General features: G+C 67.5%; 19 protein-coding genes and 1 pseudogene. 10 read left to right on the top strand and 10 right to left on the bottom strand.

The window, feature by feature from the left end; genetic code table 11:
* Nucleotides 1–50 precede the first annotated feature (50 nt).
* Both ID574_RS13100 and ID574_RS13095 read right to left on the bottom strand, forming a co-directional pair.
* Nucleotides 51–704, bottom strand: coding sequence for a response regulator transcription factor (locus ID574_RS13100; RefSeq protein ID WP_188189061.1), 654 nt, complete (start codon nucleotides 702–704; stop codon nucleotides 51–53).
* On the bottom strand, nucleotides 701–2,131 hold the full coding sequence (locus ID574_RS13095; RefSeq protein WP_188189060.1) for a sensor histidine kinase: 1,431 nt from the start codon (nucleotides 2,129–2,131) through the stop codon (nucleotides 701–703). The genes ID574_RS13100 and ID574_RS13095 overlap by 4 nt, the downstream gene beginning before the upstream one ends.
* 108 nt (nucleotides 2,132–2,239) lie before the next feature.
* Between ID574_RS13095 and ID574_RS13090 the strand changes: the two genes are divergently transcribed.
* Both ID574_RS13090 and ID574_RS13085 read left to right on the top strand, forming a co-directional pair.
* On the top strand, nucleotides 2,240–3,145 hold the full coding sequence (locus ID574_RS13090; protein ID WP_188189059.1) for an ABC transporter ATP-binding protein: 906 nt from the start codon (nucleotides 2,240–2,242) through the stop codon (nucleotides 3,143–3,145).
* Nucleotides 3,142–3,873, top strand: a complete 732-nt coding sequence (locus ID574_RS13085; RefSeq protein WP_188189058.1) for an ABC transporter permease — start codon at nucleotides 3,142–3,144, stop codon at nucleotides 3,871–3,873. Before ID574_RS13090 ends, ID574_RS13085 begins: the two co-directional genes overlap by 4 nt.
* Before the next feature lie 2 nt (nucleotides 3,874–3,875).
* On the opposite strand, the gene ID574_RS13080 is transcribed toward ID574_RS13085, so the two are convergent.
* On the bottom strand, nucleotides 3,876–4,790 hold the full coding sequence (locus tag ID574_RS13080) for an SMP-30/gluconolactonase/LRE family protein (RefSeq protein ID WP_188189057.1): 915 nt from the start codon (nucleotides 4,788–4,790) through the stop codon (nucleotides 3,876–3,878).
* A 56-nt stretch (nucleotides 4,791–4,846) separates the two neighbouring features.
* On the opposite strand from ID574_RS13080, the gene ID574_RS13075 reads away from it, so the two are divergent.
* The 6 genes from ID574_RS13075 (at nucleotide 4,847) to ID574_RS13050 (ending at nucleotide 8,621) form a co-directional block, all read left to right on the top strand.
* A complete protein-coding gene (locus ID574_RS13075; protein WP_223166640.1) occupies nucleotides 4,847–5,278 on the top strand; it encodes an Lrp/AsnC family transcriptional regulator in 432 nt (143 codons plus the stop codon).
* Nucleotides 5,279–5,287: 9 nt separating this feature from the next.
* Nucleotides 5,288–5,776: a redox-sensitive transcriptional activator SoxR gene (gene soxR, locus ID574_RS13070; protein ID WP_188189055.1), complete on the top strand. Its 489-nt coding sequence runs from the start codon at nucleotides 5,288–5,290 to the stop codon at nucleotides 5,774–5,776.
* Nucleotides 5,777–5,844: 68 nt separating this feature from the next.
* On the top strand, nucleotides 5,845–6,747 hold the full coding sequence (sigJ, locus tag ID574_RS13065) for an RNA polymerase sigma factor SigJ (protein ID WP_188189054.1): 903 nt from the start codon (nucleotides 5,845–5,847) through the stop codon (nucleotides 6,745–6,747).
* Between the two features lie 214 nt (nucleotides 6,748–6,961).
* On the top strand, nucleotides 6,962–7,408 hold the full coding sequence (locus tag ID574_RS13060; RefSeq protein WP_188189053.1) for a universal stress protein: 447 nt from the start codon (nucleotides 6,962–6,964) through the stop codon (nucleotides 7,406–7,408).
* A gap of 131 nt (nucleotides 7,409–7,539) precedes the next feature.
* Nucleotides 7,540–7,914 (top strand): VOC family protein, encoded by a 375-nt coding sequence (locus ID574_RS13055; RefSeq protein WP_188189052.1) that lies wholly within the window; start codon nucleotides 7,540–7,542, stop codon nucleotides 7,912–7,914.
* Nucleotides 7,915–8,087: 173 nt separating this feature from the next.
* Complete coding sequence (locus tag ID574_RS13050) at nucleotides 8,088–8,621, top strand: DUF1062 domain-containing protein (RefSeq protein WP_223166639.1); 534 nt, start codon at nucleotides 8,088–8,090, stop codon at nucleotides 8,619–8,621.
* Here ID574_RS13050 and ID574_RS13045 read toward each other — a convergent pair.
* The 4 genes and pseudogenes from ID574_RS13045 to dnaB form a co-directional block, all read right to left on the bottom strand.
* Entirely contained in the window at nucleotides 8,615–8,806 is a 192-nt protein-coding gene (locus tag ID574_RS13045) for a hypothetical protein (RefSeq protein ID WP_188189050.1), read from the bottom strand. The genes ID574_RS13050 and ID574_RS13045 overlap by 7 nt on opposite strands.
* 43 nt (nucleotides 8,807–8,849) lie before the next feature.
* Nucleotides 8,850–8,945 (bottom strand): annotated as a pseudogene (locus ID574_RS13040) (DnaB-like helicase C-terminal domain-containing protein); the annotation flags it as partial.
* Entirely contained in the window at nucleotides 8,923–9,687 is a 765-nt protein-coding gene (locus ID574_RS13035) for a hypothetical protein (RefSeq protein WP_188189049.1), read from the bottom strand. The pseudogene ID574_RS13040 and the gene ID574_RS13035, both read right to left, overlap by 23 nt.
* Nucleotides 9,688–9,861: 174 nt before the next feature.
* Nucleotides 9,862–12,363, bottom strand: coding sequence for a replicative DNA helicase (gene dnaB / locus ID574_RS13030; RefSeq protein WP_442939299.1), 2,502 nt, complete (start codon nucleotides 12,361–12,363; stop codon nucleotides 9,862–9,864).
* Nucleotides 12,364–12,745: 382 nt separating this feature from the next.
* Between dnaB and ID574_RS13025 the strand changes: the two genes are divergently transcribed.
* Nucleotides 12,746–14,047 (top strand): MATE family efflux transporter, encoded by a 1,302-nt coding sequence (locus ID574_RS13025; RefSeq protein ID WP_188189048.1) that lies wholly within the window; start codon nucleotides 12,746–12,748, stop codon nucleotides 14,045–14,047.
* 170 nt (nucleotides 14,048–14,217) lie between these two features.
* Complete coding sequence (locus ID574_RS13020; RefSeq protein WP_188189047.1) at nucleotides 14,218–15,681, top strand: APC family permease; 1,464 nt, start codon at nucleotides 14,218–14,220, stop codon at nucleotides 15,679–15,681.
* On the opposite strand, the gene ID574_RS13015 is transcribed toward ID574_RS13020, so the two are convergent.
* From ID574_RS13015 to ID574_RS13005, 3 genes are read right to left on the bottom strand one after another with little or no spacing between them, the layout of a single operon-like run.
* Nucleotides 15,678–16,421: an amino acid ABC transporter ATP-binding protein gene (locus ID574_RS13015; RefSeq protein WP_188189046.1), complete on the bottom strand. Its 744-nt coding sequence runs from the start codon at nucleotides 16,419–16,421 to the stop codon at nucleotides 15,678–15,680. The two genes, ID574_RS13020 and ID574_RS13015, sit on opposite strands and share 4 nt — an antisense overlap.
* On the bottom strand, nucleotides 16,418–17,257 hold the full coding sequence (locus tag ID574_RS13010; RefSeq protein WP_188189045.1) for an amino acid ABC transporter permease: 840 nt from the start codon (nucleotides 17,255–17,257) through the stop codon (nucleotides 16,418–16,420). Before ID574_RS13010 ends, ID574_RS13015 begins: the two co-directional genes overlap by 4 nt.
* Nucleotides 17,254–18,153 (bottom strand): ABC transporter substrate-binding protein, encoded by a 900-nt coding sequence (locus tag ID574_RS13005; protein ID WP_223166637.1) that lies wholly within the window; start codon nucleotides 18,151–18,153, stop codon nucleotides 17,254–17,256. The genes ID574_RS13010 and ID574_RS13005 overlap by 4 nt, the downstream gene beginning before the upstream one ends.
* Between the last annotated feature and the right edge of the window lie 235 nt (nucleotides 18,154–18,388).

The following is an 18,388-nucleotide window of genomic DNA, read 5'->3' as shown; positions in this document are numbered from 1 at the left end:
GCGCCGTGCCTCTATGAAAATAGCCGAGGGCACCGACAGGACGGGGCGGGTCAGCTACGGCTGTTGAGGTACGCGAGGACGGCCAGCACCCGCCGGTTGTCGTCGTCCGACGGCGCGAGGCCCAGCTTGGCGAAGATGTTGGCGGTGTGCTTGGCCACCGCACTCTCGCTGAGGTAGAGCCGCTGGGAGATCGCGGCGTTCGACCGCCCTTCCGCCATGGCCTCCAGCACCTCCCGCTCGCGCGGCGTGAGCGCGGCCAGCGGCTCGTGCCTGGCGTTACTGGCCAGCAGCTTGGCGATGACCTCAGGGTCCATGGCGGTGCCGCCGGCGGCGACCCGGCGTACCGCGTCGATGAACTGCTCGGCGTTGAACACACGGTCCTTGAGCAGGTAGCCGATGCCGCCGGAGCCGTCGGCCAGGAGCTCGCGGGCGTACAGCTGCTCGACGTGCTGGGACAGCACGAGGATCGGCAGGCCCGGCACCGACTTCCTGGCCGCGAGCGCGGCCTGCAAGCCCTCGTCGGTGAACGTCGGCGGCAGCCGCACGTCCACGATGGACACGTCGGGACGCAGCTCCATGAGGCCCTTCAGCAGTTCGGGTCCGCTCTCGACGGCGCCCACGACCGTGAAGCCGTGCGCCTGCAGCAGGTGCACCAGCCCGTCTCTGAGCAGGTAGAGGTCTTCGGCGATGAGCACGCGGTTCATGAGCACCAGGGTTTGGTCGGCGTCGCCTCCGCCATCCAGCGCTCCCGATTGTGTGTCGCGGGGATGCGAATGGCCATGACATGCATGGTGAGGCCTAGCGAGATCATGCCAATGATCACCGGCCACTGCCAGACCTCGGGAAGGTGCAGCGCGAGGAACCAGGTTTTCTCGTCGATACCGAAGATCTTGAAGATGGCCGGTACGAATCCCTGTGGGAAGGTCGGGCACCAGGCGGTCGCCCACAGGAGACCGACAATGATCGACTTGTGGCGGGGAAGCCTGGTGAGGTCGCCCGCCCAGTGGTCCGGCAGTGCCTTGGACAACACCATCGTCACGGTGGTGGGGCCGCCGGGCGGACTGTTCAGCGCGAGAACCCCGTCGAAGGCGGCCAGCCGTCGTTCGATGCCGGCCAGGCCGCTGCCCTTGGAGGGGTCGGCGCCGCCCATGCCGTCGTCGGTGACCGTGATGCGCAGGTCGGGGCCGTTGGAGCTGATGTCCACGACGGCCGACCTGGCGTCGCCGTGTCGGGCGGCGTTGGAGAGCAGCTCGCTGACGGCGAAGTACGCCGCCGCCTCCACCGGCGGCTCGGGCCTGTGCGGCAGGTCCACCTCGACGGTGACCCGCATCGGGCTGTCCATGGCGAGCGCGCGTACGGCGTCGGCGAGCCCCCGTTCGGCCAGCACCGGAGGATGGATGCCGCGGATGACCCGGCGCAGCTCGGTCAGCGTCTCCGAGGAGGCCTCCCTGGCCTTGGACAGCAGCGCCTTGGCCGCCGCCGGGTCGTCGTCGACCAGCTGTTCGACCGCGCCCAGCGTCATGCCGATCGCCACCAGCCTGGCCTGCGTGCCGTCGTGCAGGTCACGCTCGATCCTGCGCATCTCGGCCGCCTGGGAGTCGGTCGCCAGGTTGCGGGTGCGCCTGAGGTGGGTCACCTGGCCGGCCAGGCGGCTCGCGGCAGTCGCGCCGAGCATCAGGTTGCTCCAGAGCGCGTAAAGACGCAGTCCCTGCTGCGGGAGCAGGGCGAACAGCGGTAACAGCGCCCCCTTCACCAAGGGCTCCAGCAGCAGCCAGAGGTCGTCGCGCCAGGTCGCCGGGTCGGAGATCAGCCACTTCCAGCGGTCGTTCCAGGCCGGGATGCGCGGTGACTTGTAGAGGGTGCGGTCGGAACGGTAGAGACCGTCCGCCTGCGGCACCGGGGGCGGGGGTTTGGGGAGGTACGGGGCCTCGATCGGGATGCCCGTCCACGCGCGCATCAGCCGCCTGTTCAGCTCCGCCAGCCTCCTGACCATCCGCGCCTGCGGCGGGAACAGGAAGACCATGCCCATCGCCACCGCCAAGATCAGCATGACGACGGACAGGACGATGGCCGGCACCTCGACGACGAGCAGCGCGAGCAGCACCGTGATCTGACCGAACCTCCGAAGCATGCCCTCAGTCTGCGCCAGCGGAGCGGTACGGTCACTGCACTTAGGTACACCCTTGCCGGGCATCTAGCGAGATTCCACGGCAGATCGCCGATGCCTAGCGTCGATGCCATGAAAATCATCGAGGTCAGGAACCTGCGCAAGCGGTATCCGAACCACCTGGCGGTCGACGACGTGTCGTTCGAGGTCGCCGAGGGTGAGATCTTCGGCATCCTCGGCCCGAACGGCGCCGGCAAGACCACCACCGTGGAATGCGTCGCCGGCCTGCGCGCGCCGGACGGCGGCACCGTACGGGTGGCCGGGCTGGACCCGCAGCGGGACCGGGACAAGCTGCGCAGGGTGCTCGGCATGCAGCTGCAGAGCGCGACCCTGCCGGAGAAGATCAAGGTGTGGGAGGCCCTGGACCTCTACGCCTCCTTCTACCCCGACCCGGCCGACTGGCGTGAGCTGATGGAGCGGGTCGGGCTCGGCGGCAAGCGCGACACCACGTTCAAGAAGCTGTCCGGAGGTCAACGCCAACGGCTGTCCGTGGCGCTGGCGCTGGTCGGGCGGCCGCGCCTGGCGGTGCTGGACGAGCTCACGACCGGGCTGGACCCACAGGCCCGCAGGGACACCTGGGAGCTGGTCGAGCAGATCCGTGACTCGGGCGTGACGGTCGTGCTGGTCACCCACTTCATGGAGGAGGCCGAGCGGCTCTGCGACCGGCTCGCGCTGATCGATGTCGGCAAGGTCGTCGCCACCGACACGCCCGCCGGGCTGGTCGCGCGGGTGGGCGGGGACCGGAAGGTGCGGTTCCGGCCCTCGGCGCCGGTCGACGACGCCGTCCTGCTGGCCCTGCCCGAGGTACACGAGGTCAGCAGGAACGGCGGCGAGATCACGGTCAGCGGCTCAGGCGACCTCGCGCCCGCGGTCACCCTCGCTCTTGCCCAGCACCAGGTTGTCCCTCGGAATCTGCGCACCGAGCAGGCCACGCTCGACGACGCGTTCCTCGCGCTCACCGGAAGGAAGCTGTCATGAGGAAGATCCTCTTCGTGGAGATCAAGCTCCACCTACGCGACTGGCCGTCCATGCTGTTCACCATCGGCCTGCCGGTCCTCCTGATGGTCGTGCTGGGGCTCAGCATCCCGGGGCTGTCCAAGGTCGACGCGTACGGGCTGCGGGGTGTGGACACCACGCTGCCGGCCATGATGGCGTTGCTGTCACTGCTCGTGCTGGCCTGCAACATGGTGCCGGCGGTGCTGACGGCGTACCGGGAGCAGGGCGTGCTCAGGCGGATGTCGACGACGCCCGTCCATCCCGCGCGGCTGCTGGTCGTGCAGCTGCTGATCAACCTGGCCATGGGAGCCATCGCCACGGCCGTCCTCATCGTGTCGGCGGGGTTGGTGTTCGGCGCGGCGGCACCACGGCATTGGGGATGGTTCGTACTGGTGTTCCTGCTCGGCATCGCCGCGCTGCTCGCGATCGGGCTGGTGATCGCCGCACTGGCGCCCAACGGGAAGACCGCGTCCGCGGTCGGGGCGGTGGTGATGCAGCCGATGATGCTCTTGGGGGGTGTGTGGATCCCTCACGAGTTCATGCCTGACCTGCTGCGGAGGATCAGCGACTTCTCCGTGGCGGGACCGGTCACGCAGGCGCTCAAGACCGCCTGGGCGGGCCAGGCCCCGCAGCCCCTGCACCTGGCGGTGATCGTCGGTGGGCTGGCGGTGTTCGGGGGCCTGGCCGTACGGCTCTTCCGATGGGAGTGAGGCTAGCGCCCGGCCCAGACCGGGCGCGCGCCGGTCACGTTGGTCATCAGGGAGTAGAGCGAGGTGGAGGCCGCGATGAACATGCGGTTGCGCTTGAGCCCGCCGAACACCAGGTTGGCGGCGGACTCGGGCAGCTTGAGCCGGCCGATCAGCGTGCCGCCGGGGTCGTAGCAGAGCACCGCCTTGCCGGCCACGGCCCAGATCCGGCCGGTGTCGTCCAGCCGCATGCCGTCGAAGTTGTCGTCCTCGCCGCCCTCGGCGAAGACCTTGCCGCCCGCCAGAGTGCCGTCGTCACGCACGTCGAACACGCGCACGTGCCGCTCCCTCGTGTCGGCGACGTACAGCAGGCTCTCGTCCAGGGAGAACGCCAGGCCGTTGGGCCTGGCGAAGTCGTCGGCCACGACGCGCACCTCGCCCGTCACCGGGTCGGCCCGGTAGACGTGGCAGCCGTCGATCTCCTGCTCGGCGGCGTGGCCCTCGTAGTTGCTGAGGATGCCGTACGGCGGGTCGGTGAACCAGATGGAGCCGTCGGAGCGGACGATCACGTCGTTGGGGCTGTTGAGCCGTTTGCCCTGCCAGCGATCGGCGATCACCGTGATGGAGCCGTCGTGCTCGGTCCGGGTGACGCGGCGGTTGCCGTGCTCGCAGGAGATCAGCCGGCCCTCGCGGTCGAGCGTGTTGCCGTTGACGTAGCCGGACGGCTGGCGGAACGGCCCGACCGCGCCCGTCATCTCGTCCCAGCGCAGCATCCGCTCGTTGGGAATGTCGCTCCACACCAGGAACCGGCCGGCCGGGAAATAGACCGGGCCCTCGCCCCAGCGGGTGCCGGTGTAGAGCACCTCGATCCGGTCGTCTCCGCCGATGGCGGCGAACCGCTCGTCGAACACCTCGAACTCAGTCAGGATCGTCTCCGTCATGAACCCCACCATACGCGGTTCGGCACGAGATGGATATGACAAGATATCATCCGGTTGTGGATGATATCGACAGGATGCTGATCGGTCTGCTCCAGGAGGACGCGACGCAGTCGTACGCCGTGCTCGGCCGGGCGGTGGGCCTGTCCAGCGGCGCGGCGCACGAGCGGGTGCGCAAGCTGCGCGAGCGCGGCGTGATCAGGCGGACCACGATCGAGGTCGACCAGGCCGCCCTCGGGCGCGCCGTGACGGCGTACGTGCTGGTCGAGGGGAGCACCTGGATGGGCGGGAGCGCGGACCGGCTGGCGGAGATCTCTGAGATCGAGGAGGCTCACGTCATCGCCGGGCCCGCGTCGGTGCTGCTCAAGGTTCGTGCGGCGGGCACGCGCGAGTTGCAGGACGTGCTGCGGCGGGTGTTCGCGGTGGACGGAGTGACCGGGACGCAGACGGTCGTCGTCCTGGAGACGCTCTTCGAACGAACCCTCAAGTAAGCTCCAGGTATGACCAAGGTCGCCTGGAACACCAAGGAGCTCACGGTCGGCCAGCTGGCCGAGCGCAGCGGCGTCGCCGTCTCGGCCCTGCACTTCTACGAGTCCAAGGGGCTCATCAAGAGCCGGCGCACGGCCGGCAACCAGCGCCGTTACGGCCGCGACAGCCTGCGCAGGGTCGCGTTCATCAGGCTGGCGCAGCGCATCGGCATCCCGCTGAAGACCATCAAGGACGCCCTGGCCGAACTGCCGGACGAGCGCACGCCCACCCGTGAGGACTGGGCCAGGCTGTCGGCCGCGTGGCGCAGCGAGCTCGACGATCGCATCCTGCAGCTGCAGCGGCTGCGCGACGACCTGACCGACTGCATCGGGTGCGGCTGCCTGTCGCTCGACCGGTGCCCGGTGGCCAACCCGTACGACCGGCTGGGCGAGGAGGGGCCGGGCGCGCGCCGCATCGACACCCGCCTGTGCCCGCCGTCCCAGAACTGCTGCCCTTCCTGATCATCGGTCACGTTTCCCGGTTCCCATACGTCAAGGACTTGAGAAGCCTCTTGACGAAGGATGTGCCCGTGGACGCTGACGACTTTCTGGCCGGTCGGTTCGAAGAGCACCGCGCCCGTCTCAAGGCCGTGGCCTACCGGATGCTCGGCTCGCTCAGCGAGGCCGAGGACGCCGTCCAGGAGGCGTGGCTGAAGCTGAGCCGTACGGACTCCGATGAGATCGACAACCTGGCCGGCTGGCTCACCACGGTCGTCGGCCGGGTGTGCCTCGACATGCTGCGTGCCCGTGCGACCCGGCGCGAGGCCCCGCTGGAGCAGCACCTGCCCGACCCTGTGATCAGTCGCGAGGACGGCGGCGACCCCGAGCAGCAGGCGTTGATCGCCGACGCCGTCGGGCTGGCGCTCCTCGTGGTGCTGGAGTCGCTGAGCCCCGCCGAGCGGCTGGCGTTCGTGCTGCACGACATGTTCGGGGTGCCGTTCGAGCAGATCGCGATGATCGTGGATCGCTCTCCGGACGCCGCGAAGAAGCTGGCGAGCCGCGCGCGGCAACGCGTACGCGGCACGCTTCCGCCTTCCGAGCCGGACCCGGGCCGCCAACGTCAGGTGGTCGACGCCTTCATGACGGCCTCCCGCGGCGGGGACTTCCAGGCGCTGCTCGCCCTCCTCGACCCCGACGTCGTGATGCGCATCGACACGGGCGCCGCGGCGGGAGGCGGCATCCGGACGATCCGCGGCGCGACGGCCGTGGCCGGTCAGGCGGCCTCCTACCAGCGGCACACGGCCGCTCGCAAGGTGGAGCCGGTGCTGGTGAACGGCTCCCTCGGGCTCGTCAGCACGGAGAACGGGGAGCCGCGCGGGCTTCTGAGCTTCACCATCGCCGACGGCAAGATCGTCGCCCTCTACATCCTCGCCGACCCCGAGCGCCTTGCCCGGCTCGATCTCACGGCGCTGTCCGACGTCGACTCCGAGTGATCGCCGCCTGCCTGACGCGGGCGGGGCGCCGGTGCGGAAGCAGCCGGCGCGTCGGGGCGGACCCGCAATCGGAACGCCGGGACCGCCCTCCCGCCTGCGTCAGGAGGACGGGCTGGACCCGTCCTGAGTGTGATCGAGCAGACAGCGGCTCCGAGGAATGGCGTCTGATCGCTTCTTTGCTCTAGCGGATGACTGAAGCGAAGAGGAGCACATCATGACCATCCTTGTCGCCTACGACGGCTCGTCCGACGCGCGGACCGCGATCGAGTTCGCCGCCAAGCACCTAGCGGCCGAGCCCACCCTGGTCCTCACGGTGTGGGAGCCGCTGCTCGTGCAGCTGAAGAAGTATCCGCTGGCGGCGCTCGTCCCCGACACCAGCGACGAGGCGCAGGCGCAGGCCGAACAGCATGCCAAGGAGGGCGCCGAGCTGGCGATCGCCTCGGGGCTCGCCGACGTCACCTACCGGGCGGTCGCCGACAACGAGTCGATCTGGAAGACCATCGTGGACGTCGCCGACGAGATCGACGCCTCCCTGATCGTCACGGGCTCGCGCGGTCTGGCCGGGGTCAGGTCGGTGCTGCTCGGCAGCGTCTCCAACCACGTGCTGCACCACGCGCACCGGCCCACCCTCATCGTCCCGCCCGCCAAAGCACCCCGCTGAGCCCCGCATCAGCCCAGGTCCCGCAGGGCGGGGACGGCGGTGGCCAGGGTCGCCGGGTGCCCACTGCGTCGCGGCCCTGGGCCGTTTAAGTATTGGCTGCGTACGGTTGACGCCCAGTAGGATGCCCGATCATGGCTTGTCGCATTTCCGAACTGATCATCCCTTGCCAGGATCCGCAGCGGCTTGCGGTGTTCTGGTGCGAGGTGCTGGACTTCGTCGTGCTCGACACCGACGACGACGGCGCGGTGGAGATAGGGCCGCGGGAAGGGTTCGGCGGATTGCAGCCGACTCTGATCTTCATCCCCACTACCGAGCCCAAGACGGGCAAGCTTCGGATGCACTTCGACGTCAACGCCACCGACCGCGATCAGGACGCCGAACTCGAACGCCTCCTGAAGCTCGGGGCGCGCCCGGCCGACGTCGGCCAGACCGGCGAGGAGCAATGGCACGTCCTGGCCGACCCCGAAGGCAACGAATTCTGCCTCCTGCGAGCCCGCCTGAGCTGAGCATCGGCCCGCACCGGCAAACGACCCCCACGTGAGGACTTCGCGCGCATGACGCCGCCCGCTCTTTAGACCTGACACTTCCCTGTGCATCGGTCGCCGACGACGCCGTCGGCTCTGTTTTCCGTGCTCTTCGTCAGGTCTTCAGAGAGATCATGTCTTCACATCCTCATATCGTGCTGCCCTGGGTGGTGCGGCGCACCCGCCTGCCCCTGCTCGCCCTCCAATGCGTGGACTGCCCTTCTCACCGCGCCACCGTCGGCGACGGCAGGTTCCGCGTCATCGACAACGGCAAACTTCTCGGTGTCTGGCTCCTGGTCAACTGCGTTTCCTGTGGCCGGACCGGCAAGCTCGCCGTCCACGATCGCGTCCCGGTCCGCTCACTGCCCGCTGACCTTCTGGCCGGTTACTCGGCCAACTCGCCTTCCCTCGTCGCGGATACCCTTCTCGACCCGTTGATCGCCCGGCGCAACCGGTTCGCGCTCGATTGGGACGGGTGCTGGGAACTCCACGCACCTCCCGTTCCCGAGGATCCGCGGCCCCTTCAGATCACGGTCACCTTCGACGATCCTGTGCCAGTCCGTCCCGAATGGCTCATCGCTCATGGATTGGGCATCAGCCGTAATGAGATCGCTCACAGAGTCAAGATCGATATCCCGCTGAACCGCAGGACCAAACTGGATTTCTCATTCCTGGTGAGGCTTCAGTAGGTCCAGGTGCCGGTGTGACGCTCTCGGCCAAGGCAGAAAACGACTGTGCCGTGTTCTGCCTTGGCCAGGTCGACGCGGATCCAGTCGGCGTTCTTGGCGACCTTGGCGGTGTAGCCGGTGCTGGGCGAGGCCGACGCTGAAGGAGACCGGTGGTTCGCAGACGCCTTCTCACCGATCTGACACATGCCATATCGATGTCAAGATCCTTGAGGCCCTCACGACCGCTGATCAGTGCTGGGCCATGTCGACGAAACGGCTGTAGTGGCCCTGGAAGGCCACGGTCACCGTGGCCGTTGGGCCGTTACGATGCTTGGCCACTATCAGGGGCATGCGATGCCTCCTGTGCCAGAATGCGACGGGCTCTATCTGCTTTACGGTCCAACGCCGTTGGAGCGTCGTTATACAACAGATGGATGATCTTCATGGCCGGCTTGCCGGTTGTGCCAATAACATGGATGCTCTTGTGTGGGCGCACCGAGAGCCCCGTCACGCCATGGGAAGCAAGGAACTCGTTGAACGCTTCCAACAACTGACGCTTTCCGAAAAGCCTCGCTTGCGCTTTTCCGCCATACTCGCCCACTGAGCCGTCTCCATCCATGACGCCACGCCAAAAATGGCGTGAGGTGGCGAGACCGCGATCTATTGAGTCGTTGTAACGACCAAGAGCGAGAAGCCTATTTGCTAGTCTTTCAGATCGTACCGTGAAGATGCATGATTGATTGGAAGATATGTCCGAGATCGCGTGAGTCGAGCCGAGAAAATCCCGCAACCGAACAAGATGCTCTCGATCACGCTTGGACAGACCCACACCAATCTGGGGTTTCAACCCTTCTCGAAAGTGAATGGTCCCGTCCGCAAAAAGGAACCCAATCCAGTACGCGGCATCAGCAGTAAGATCGTCGAAGGCGCCCTCTCGCAGGGAATGCTTGCCACGTATCGCCACTCCGCGTCCACGGAGAACACCCAAAATGGCCATATCCGATACCTTGAATGCGGCTGCGATCCGTGTAGAGCTTTCACCTGCCATGTAGCGTTCGACAGCCGCCGCCTTCTGTTCTGTGGTCAACTTCGCGTTGGTGCGTATCGCGATACCACGTCGGCGTAGGATGCCGACGACGGCCTGACGAGAAATGCCGAAGGACCCCGCGATTCTCGAAGCACTTTCACCTGCCGCGTAACGCTGAACAACACTCCGCCTTCTGCACCTCGGATAGCTTGCCTTCCATGGGCTCGAGTAGTACTAGTGGGCAGCCATGTCAACAAAGCGAGAATAATGTCCCTGGAAGGCAACAGTAACGGTGGCGGTTGGACCATTTCGATGCTTTGCAACTATAAGGTCGGCCTCACCCGCCCTGGGCGATTCGCGCTCGTAGGCATCCTCGCGATGGAGCAAAATAACCATATCCGCATCTTGCTCAATACTTCCAGATTCACGCAGATCGCTAACTTGGGGACGTTTGTCCGTACGCTGCTCCGGGCCGCGGTTGAGCTGGGAGATCGCGATGACCGGGACCTCGAGCTCCTTGGCCAGCAGCTTGATCGCTCGGGAGATCTCGGAGACCTCGTTCTGACGGCTTTCGGTCTTCTTCGGCGAGCTCATCAGCTGGAGGTAGTCGATGACCACGAACCGCAGGTCGTTGCGCTGCTTGAGCCGCCGGCACTTGGCCCTGATCTCCATCATCGACATGTTTGGCGAGTCGTCGATGAACAGCGGCGCCTCGGCGACCTCGCTCATCCGGCGGGCCAGACGCGTCCAGTCGTCGTCGCCCATCATCCCGGACCGCATGGCATGCAGCGCGACACGAGCCTCGGCGGACAGCAGACGCATGGTGATCTCGTTGCGTGACATCTCCAGCGAGAAGATGACCGTGGTCATCCCGTGCTTGATCGCCGCTGAGCGGGCGAAGTCGAGGCCCAGGGTGGAGTTGTGGGTGGGGATCCAAGTCGGCCCCGCGAGGTACATGTGGTCTGTGTTGTCCACCTCTATGCATCGCACCGGCACCGACGTCACGGGCCGAACGTCGGTAATGTACCGGTAAGTCGCCTCGGGGTGGACGTTCGTCTTCACGCGGGCGTTCTTTCGGCTCAACCGGAATACCTTGTCGGAAGGCGTGAACGTGATCGTGTAACAGGTTGAGCTGGCCTCGGTGCGTCCACGCACCGGCTCGGACGTCCAGGACGCCTTATATCCCAGGCTCAGGATCAACTCCCAGACGTCCTCCGCCAGGCGGCGGTTCGTGACGCCAAACTGGACGGTGCCGAGGGTGTTGATGTATCCGTCGGTGTCCAGCAGGCCCGCCAGAAGCGCTCTGCGTTGCCCCTCGGACGCGCGCAGGTACTCGCCGGGGATGTGCTTGTTGTTCAGTACCCCCAGTTTCCTCAGCAGAGCGTTCATGGTGCCATGATCGTTGCGGCACTCCTGGCACTGGCGCAACCCGTTGGACGGGCCGCCACAGTCGGGACACTTGGGTGGCTGGGACGGGCCGTGCGGGGAGTTCTTCGACTTGCCGCCGCACACCCTGCCGCAGGTCCGCACCTGCGATGTCTGAGGCGTGAAGGGCGTGCCGCACACGATGCACGACCGTTCGGCGATCGGCGCCGACTCGGGCGGCCGCATCGAGTACAGGAGTCCGCCCCGGCTCTCCACCCGGATACTTTCAGCGGCAACCTGCTCGGCAATCTCCGGATGGCCGGTGGTGAACCGGGGCCCGTTCGAGTGGCCGGCACCGAGCCAGACGCCCAGCACGTAGGGAGGGATCAGCAGGTCGCGGTCGGGCAGTTCGAGCGGTCGGGCGTTGACAACCGTGTGGTTCAGCCGCTTGTCTGCGGTGTTGCACAGCAGCGTGGCGGCGATCTCCTCGGTCGTGCGCACCTCTGCGAACGTCCGCTGATTGCGGTAGCGGTTGTAGCGCACCGCCGCCGCCTGCGCCGACTCGCGGGACGCGCGCGTGTCGGTGAGCCACTGGTGCTGAGCATCGGCCACGATCACCGTGCCGTCACTGAACTCCACCTCGTAGCAGGGGCGTCCGTGCATGACGTCGGTGGCCGCCACCACGCGAGTGGGCTTGCCATCGGCGCCGATCAGGTAGTCGCCGACCTGCACCTCTCCCATGGTGGTCCAGCCGGTCGGCGTGGGCAGCGGCGTGTCGAGCGCGAGCGCCTTGCCGATGGCGGGCCGGGCGGCCACGACGATCATCTGGCCCGGGTGGAGGCCGTTGGTGAGCTGGTCGAGGTCTTGGAAGCCGGTGGGGACGCCGACCATCTGGCCGCCGCGGCTGCCGATGGCCTCCAGCTCGTCGAGGGCGCCGGGCATGATGTCGGCCAGGGGCGCGTAGTCCTCCGAGGTGCGGCGCTCGGTGACCTTGTAGATCTCCGCCTGGGCGCGGTCGACGAGGTCGTCGACCTCTTCGTTCTGGCCGCCGTAGCCGTAGGAGACGATGCGGGTGCCGGCCTCGATGAGGCGGCGGAGTATGGCCTGCTCTCTGACGATCTTGGCGTAGTAGCCGGCGTTGGCCGCGGTGGGGACGACGGCCGTGAGCGTGTGGAGGTAGGCGGCGCCGCCCACCCGGGCCATCTCGCCGCGCTTCTGCAGCTCGTCGAAGACCGTGACGGCGTCGGCCGGCTCGCCGCGGCCGTAGAGGTCGGTGATGACGTCGTAGATCATCTGATGGGCGGGCCGGTAGAAGTCGTCGGACCGCAGGATCTCCACGACGTCGGCGATCGCGTCTTTCGACAGCAGCATGCCGCCCAGCACCGACTGCTCCGCCTCGATGTTGTGCGGCGGTGTGCGCTCGAAACCAGGACCCGGACCTGCGCCGGTCTCTTCGTCAATGCTCACCGCGCCCCCTCGAACAACCTTGCAGGCGGTCGCACCACCCCCACTTGTAGTCGACCGGTGTGACAGTTTCGCGGAGTCGGAGACCTCACGGCAACGCGGCCTGTGGACAACCCTGTGGTCAAGCTGTGCACTATTGCGCCCAGGGTGTGAACGGCCTGTGGACGGAGGCTGGGGATAACTCTTTCCGATATCCACCGAAGCGCCTCTGACCTGGGATAACGATGTCCACCGGCTGTGGAGGAAAGAAAGTTGTGCCGACACGCCGTGTAATGGCCATAATGGACAAATGCCCATTACACCCAAAGACAGGGAGATCCTGCGGCTGGCCGTGCCCGCGTTCGGGGCGCTCGTCGCCGAGCCGCTCTTCCTGCTCGCCGACTACGCCATCGTGGGCCATGGACTCGGCACCACGGCCGTGGGCGCGCTGGGCGTGGCGGGTGCGGTCCTCGCGACGCTGGTGAACCTGTGCGTCTTCCTCGCCTACGGCACCACGGCGTCCGTGGCGCGGCAGAGCGGGGCGGGCAACCACGCGCGGGCCATGAGCAACGGTGTGGACGGGATCTGGCTGGCGCTGGGCATCGGCGTGGCGTTGATCGTCGTCTGCTGGCCGCTGGCGCCGGCCGTCGTAGAGCTGTTCGGGGCCAATCCCGGACAGACGGAACAGGCCGTGACCTACCTGCGGATCAGCCTGCTCGGCACGCCGGGCATGCTGGTCGTGCTCGCGGGGACCGGCGTGCTGCGGGGGCTGCAGGACACGGTCACGCCGCTGGTCGTGGCCATCGGGTCCTTCGCGCTCAACGCGGCGCTGAACGCCTGGTTCGTGCTGGGGCTGCATTGGGGCATCGCCGGGTCGGCGTGGGGCACCGTACTGGCGCAGACGCTGGGCGCCGCCGTCTACCTGGTCGTGGTGGCCAGAGGCGCGCTGCGGCTTGGCACGCCGCTCACACCCGGCCTGGCCGGGATCAAACAGGCGGGTACGGCCGGGTTCGCGCTGTTCATCCGCACGGTCTGCCTGCGGATCGTGCTACTCGCCGCCACCACGATCGCCACCAGGATGGGCGAGGCCGAGCTGGCCGCGTACGCCATCGCCATCCAGGTGTGGACGCTCCTCGCATTCGCACTGGACGCCATCGCCATCGCGGGGCAGGCCATCACGGGACGCGCGCTCGGCGGCGGCGACGTCGCCGCCGCCCGGGCGGCCACCAGGCGCATGGTGCAGTGGGGCGTCTGGTCAGGAGTCGTGCTGGGCCTGTTCGTGGTCGCCGCCAGGCCGGTGCTGCCGGGGCTGTTCGACGCCGAGCCGGTGGTCGCCGAGCTGCTGCTGGCGTTGATGTGGCCGGTGGCGCTGTTCCAGCCGGTGTGCGGGGTGGTGTTCGTGCTGGACGGCGTGCTGATCGGAGCGGGCGACCAGCGTTATCTGGCGTGGGCGGGGGTGTGGACGACGCTGGCGTACCTGCCTGCCGCCGCCCTGGCCTCGGGTCTCGGCGTCGTCGCCCTCTGGTGCGCGCTGGGCGTGTGGATGATCGCCCGTATGATCACTCTCGTGCGCCGCGCCGCGGGCACCGCTTGGCTGGTGACCGGAGCGTAGGTCCGCCGCCTGCAGTGGACCGCTGAACGCGGTCCACTGTAGGTGCAAACACCGCTACCTGCAGCGGACCGCTGAACGCGGTCCACTGTAATGCTCTCGTGCTTGCTGTTGTCCAAGTGGTGAGACATTGTGGGCGAGTTCCCTGAGTGGGGTGTTCATTGTCCACGATCTTGCGACGACTGCCTCCTTCGGAGGCGACCGGCCTGCGCACCGGCGCCCGGCACAGCCTGGCTGAGCTCTACCGCCCGGCTGACCTCGTCGTGCTCGGGCTCGGCGTGATGATCGGCGCGGGCATCTTCTCCATCGCCGGTCAGCAGGCCGCCACCACGGCGGGTCCCGGCGTGATCCTCTCCTTCATGATCGCGGGGATCGCCTGCCTGCTGGCCTGCCTGTGCTACGCCGAGCTGTCGTCCACCATGCCGACCTCGGGCAGCGCCTACACCTTCACGTACGTCATCTTCGGCGAGGTCTGGGCCTGGATCATCGGCTGGGCGCTGATCCTGGAACTGCAGTTCGCCGCCGCCGTCGTGGCCAGGGCATGGGGCCTGATCACGGTCGGCGCGATCACGAACCTCGGCGTCCGCGTACCGAACCCCGACCTCGCCGCCGACGTGCTCGTGCTCGTGATCCTGGTGCTGCTCACCGGCGTCGTGGCGCTGAACGCCCGGGTGGGGCTGCGCGCGCTGTGGATCATGGTGGCGGCCAAGCTGCTGGCCATCGGCGCGGTCATCGTCGTGGGCCTGACGCACATCGACACCGCCAACTTCGCCGACTTCTACGCGGCGCCCAAGACGCTCGCCACCACGCCGACGACCGTGCTCGAAGTGGTCGTCGGGGAGAGTCACGCGTTCGGGTGGTTCGGGATCTTCACGGCGGCCTCGGCCATCGCGTTCGCGTACATCGGGTTCGACGTCGTGGCCACCGCCGCCGAGGAGACCGTCAACGCGCCTCGCGCGGTGCCCAAGGGCATGATCCGCAGCCTGGTGATCGCCACCGTCATCTACATCGCGGTGGCGCTGGTCATGGTGGGGATGGTGTCGTACACGAAGATCTCCGTGGAGGCGCCGCTGGCCAGCGCGTTCCGGGCGGCGGGGGTCGGCTGGATGGCCCACGTCATCGACGCGGGAGCGGTGCTCGGGCTGACGACCGTGATCCTGGTGCTGATCGTGGGGCAGACGCGGGTGCTGTTCTCGATGGCGCGCGACGGGCTGATCCCGCGTGGCCTGGCCTCCGTCAGCCGCCGTTACCACACACCGTCGCGGGTGACGTTGGTGATCGGGCTCGTGGCGATCGTGCTGGCCGAGTTCGTGCCTGTGCTCACGCTGCAGGAGCTCGTGGTGATCGGGGCGCTGTTCGCGTTCGCGTTCGTGGCGGCCGGGGTGATCGTGATGCGGCGCCGCATGCCGCACCTGGAGCGGGGGTTCCGGGTGCCGCTCTCGCCGCTGGTGCCCGCGCTCTCACTGGTGGCCACGCTCTGGCTCATGGTCAACCTGCGGGTGCTCACCTGGGCGTGGTTCACCCTGTGGATGGCCTTCGGCCTGCTGGTCTACCTCGTGTACGGCCGCCGCCACAGCCTCCTGGCCCGCCCCGCCCGCCCGGCCGAACCGCCCGCACGCGGCCGCCACCGGCGCTAGAACCGCCTGGTCGCGAGCACGCTCCGGAGGAACTCTCTGGTCCTGGGGTTCTCCGGGTCCGTGAAGACCCTCTCCGCCGGCCCTTTCTCCAGTAGTACGCCGCCGTCGAGGAAACACACCGTGTCGGAGATCTCGCGGCAGAAGCCCATCTCGTGCGTCGTCAGGATCATCGTCATGCCCGACTCCTTGAGCTCCCTGATGATCCCCAGCACCTCCACCACCAGCTCCGGGTCGAGCGCCGAGGTCACCTCGTCGAGCAACATCAGCTTGGGCTGCGTGGCCAGCGCCCGGATGATGGCCACCCGCTGCTGCTGCCCGCCCGACAGCTGGTCGGGGTACGCCCGCGCCTTGTCCGCCAGTCCGAACCTGGCCAGCAGTTCGTGCGCCTGCTCCTCGGCCTGCTCCTTGGCCACCCGGTGCACCTGGCGGGGCGCGAGCGTGATGTTGTCCAGCACGGTCATGTGCGGGAACAGGTTGAACGCCTGGAACACGATGCCCAGCCGCTTGCGCACGTCGTCGACGTTCACCCGGGGATCGGTGATGTCCTCGCCCTCGAGCAGGATCGTGCCGTCGTCCACCGTCTCCAGCAGGTTGATGCAGCGCAGCAGCGTGGACTTGCCCGAGCCGGAGGCGCCGATCAGGCTCACCACCTCGTGCGAGCTCACCTCCAGGTCGATGCCACGCAGCACGCTGTGGCCGTGGAAGTTCTTCCACACTCCCTCGATCGACAGAATGCTCATGCGCCACGCCTCCTGCGCGTGCGGGCCGCCAGGTGGTCGGTGAACCTGGCCTGGGGGATGGTGAGCAGGATGAACAGCAGTGCCGCCGCCAGGTAGGGCGTGTAGTTGAACGTCTTGGTCACGTGGATCTGCGCCTGCCTGAGCGCCTCCAGCGGGCCGAGGGTAGCCACCAGCGCCGTGTCCTTCTGCAGCGAGATGAAGTCGTTCAGCAGCGGCACCACGACCCTGCGCGTGGCCTGCGGCAGCACCACGAACCGCATGGTCTTGCCGTGGCTCAGCCCGAGCGAGCGGGCCGCCGCCACCTGGCTCGGGTGGATGGACTCGATGCCGGAGCGGAAGACCTCGGCCACGTACGCGCCATAGGACAGCGTCAACGCGATGATGCCCAGCGTCACCAGGTCGGACGGGATGCCCTGGAGCCGGAGGGCGGGCAGCCCGAACCCGATCAGGTAGATCACCAGGATCGTCGGCACGCCGCGGAAGATGTCGGTGTAGAGGGTGGCCAGCGCCCGGATCGGGAAGAACGCGGGCGTCCTGATGCTCCTGGCCAACGCCACCAGCAGCCCCACGATCAGGATCAGCACCTCGGCGATGAGGAAGATCTTGATGTTGAGCAGGAAGCCGCTGGCCACGTCGGGCATCGCATCGGCGAAATGCTTCCAGCTGAAGAACTTCTCCTGCACCCGCGGCCAGCCGGGCGCGTTCGTCACCACCGACACGACCAGGACGATGAACACAACCGTCGAGGCCGTCGCGATCGACGCCGAGCGGCGGGCGTGCGATCTGCGGATCCGCTCCCGCTCAGCCTGCCGCTCGGACTTGACCCACTCGCTCATTTCAGCTCGGGCGCGCCCGCGGCCGAGCCGAGCCACTGCTGCTCGATCTTGGCCAGCTCACCCTTGGACTTCAGCGCGTCCACGGCCTTGTCGACGCACGGCTTGAGCGGGCTGCCCTTCTCCATGACCAGCCCGAACTCCTCCGGCGCGCCACCCGTCGAGCTGAACTGCCCCACGATCTTCGAGTTCTCGACCTGCGCGGCGGTCACGTAGAACGCCGTCGGCAGGTCGACCACCAGCGCGTCCACCTGGTTGTTCTTCAGGGCGTTGACGGCGTCGATCTGCTCGTTGTAGACGTTGGGCTCGGCTGTCGGCTTGATGATGCCCTGGACGGCGGCGAGCGAGGTCGTGCCCACCTGCACACCGATCTTCGCGTTCTTCAGCTCGGCCAGAGTCTTGGCCTCGGCGTACTTGCCGCCCTCGACCGCGACGACGGCCTGCTTGACGGTGTAGTAGCCCTTGCTGAAGTCGACGGCCTCCGCACGCTGAGGAGTGATCGACACCTGGTTGATATCGAAATCGAACTGTTTCTCCCCGGGAGCGAACGCCGAGTCGAACTTGACCGTGGCCCACTGAACCTCGCTGCGGTCGAAACCGAGCTCGCCGGCCACGGCGAACGCCACCGCACTCTCGAACCCCTGCCCGTTGGCGGGGTCGTCGTTCTTGAACCACGGCTCGAAGGCCGGCTTGTCGGTGCCGATGGTGAGCTTGCCGGGGTTGAGAAGCTTGAGCTGCTCTTTTGTGCAGGCGGTGGACGCCGCGGGACTGGCCGACGCCGTACTTGCGGTGTTGTCCACAGGTGCGCAACCAACGACTGCCACGGCCAGGGCGAGCAGCATGAAGGAACGGGCCATGGCCTTTGCCTCCAGGGGGAACGTGCAGAAGAACGAACGCATTCTACGCAGGTCGAGCGGTATTCACCCGCCAGGGTGCCTCCTCAGCACGGCAACCGGGCAACGTGGGGCTCGCGTAGCGGCGCTCAGCCGGTGAAGGGTCCGCGGCCGTTTCCTGGAGAGACCTGCTCATGGTCACGCAAGCTGCCGTTCTCCGCCCCAGGCTCGCCGCTCCGTCAACCGACGTACGGTGGGTGGCCGATCACGGCAGCGCGTAACGAATGAAAAAGGCCCCGCT

The sequence above is a fragment of the Nonomuraea sp. SYSU D8015 genome, from assembly GCF_008065375.1.
Classification (GTDB): domain Bacteria; phylum Actinomycetota; class Actinomycetes; order Streptosporangiales; family Streptosporangiaceae; genus Nonomuraea.
Note: the sequence above shows the minus strand (reverse complement) of the source record. Positions and strands in the feature narration are given on the sequence as shown.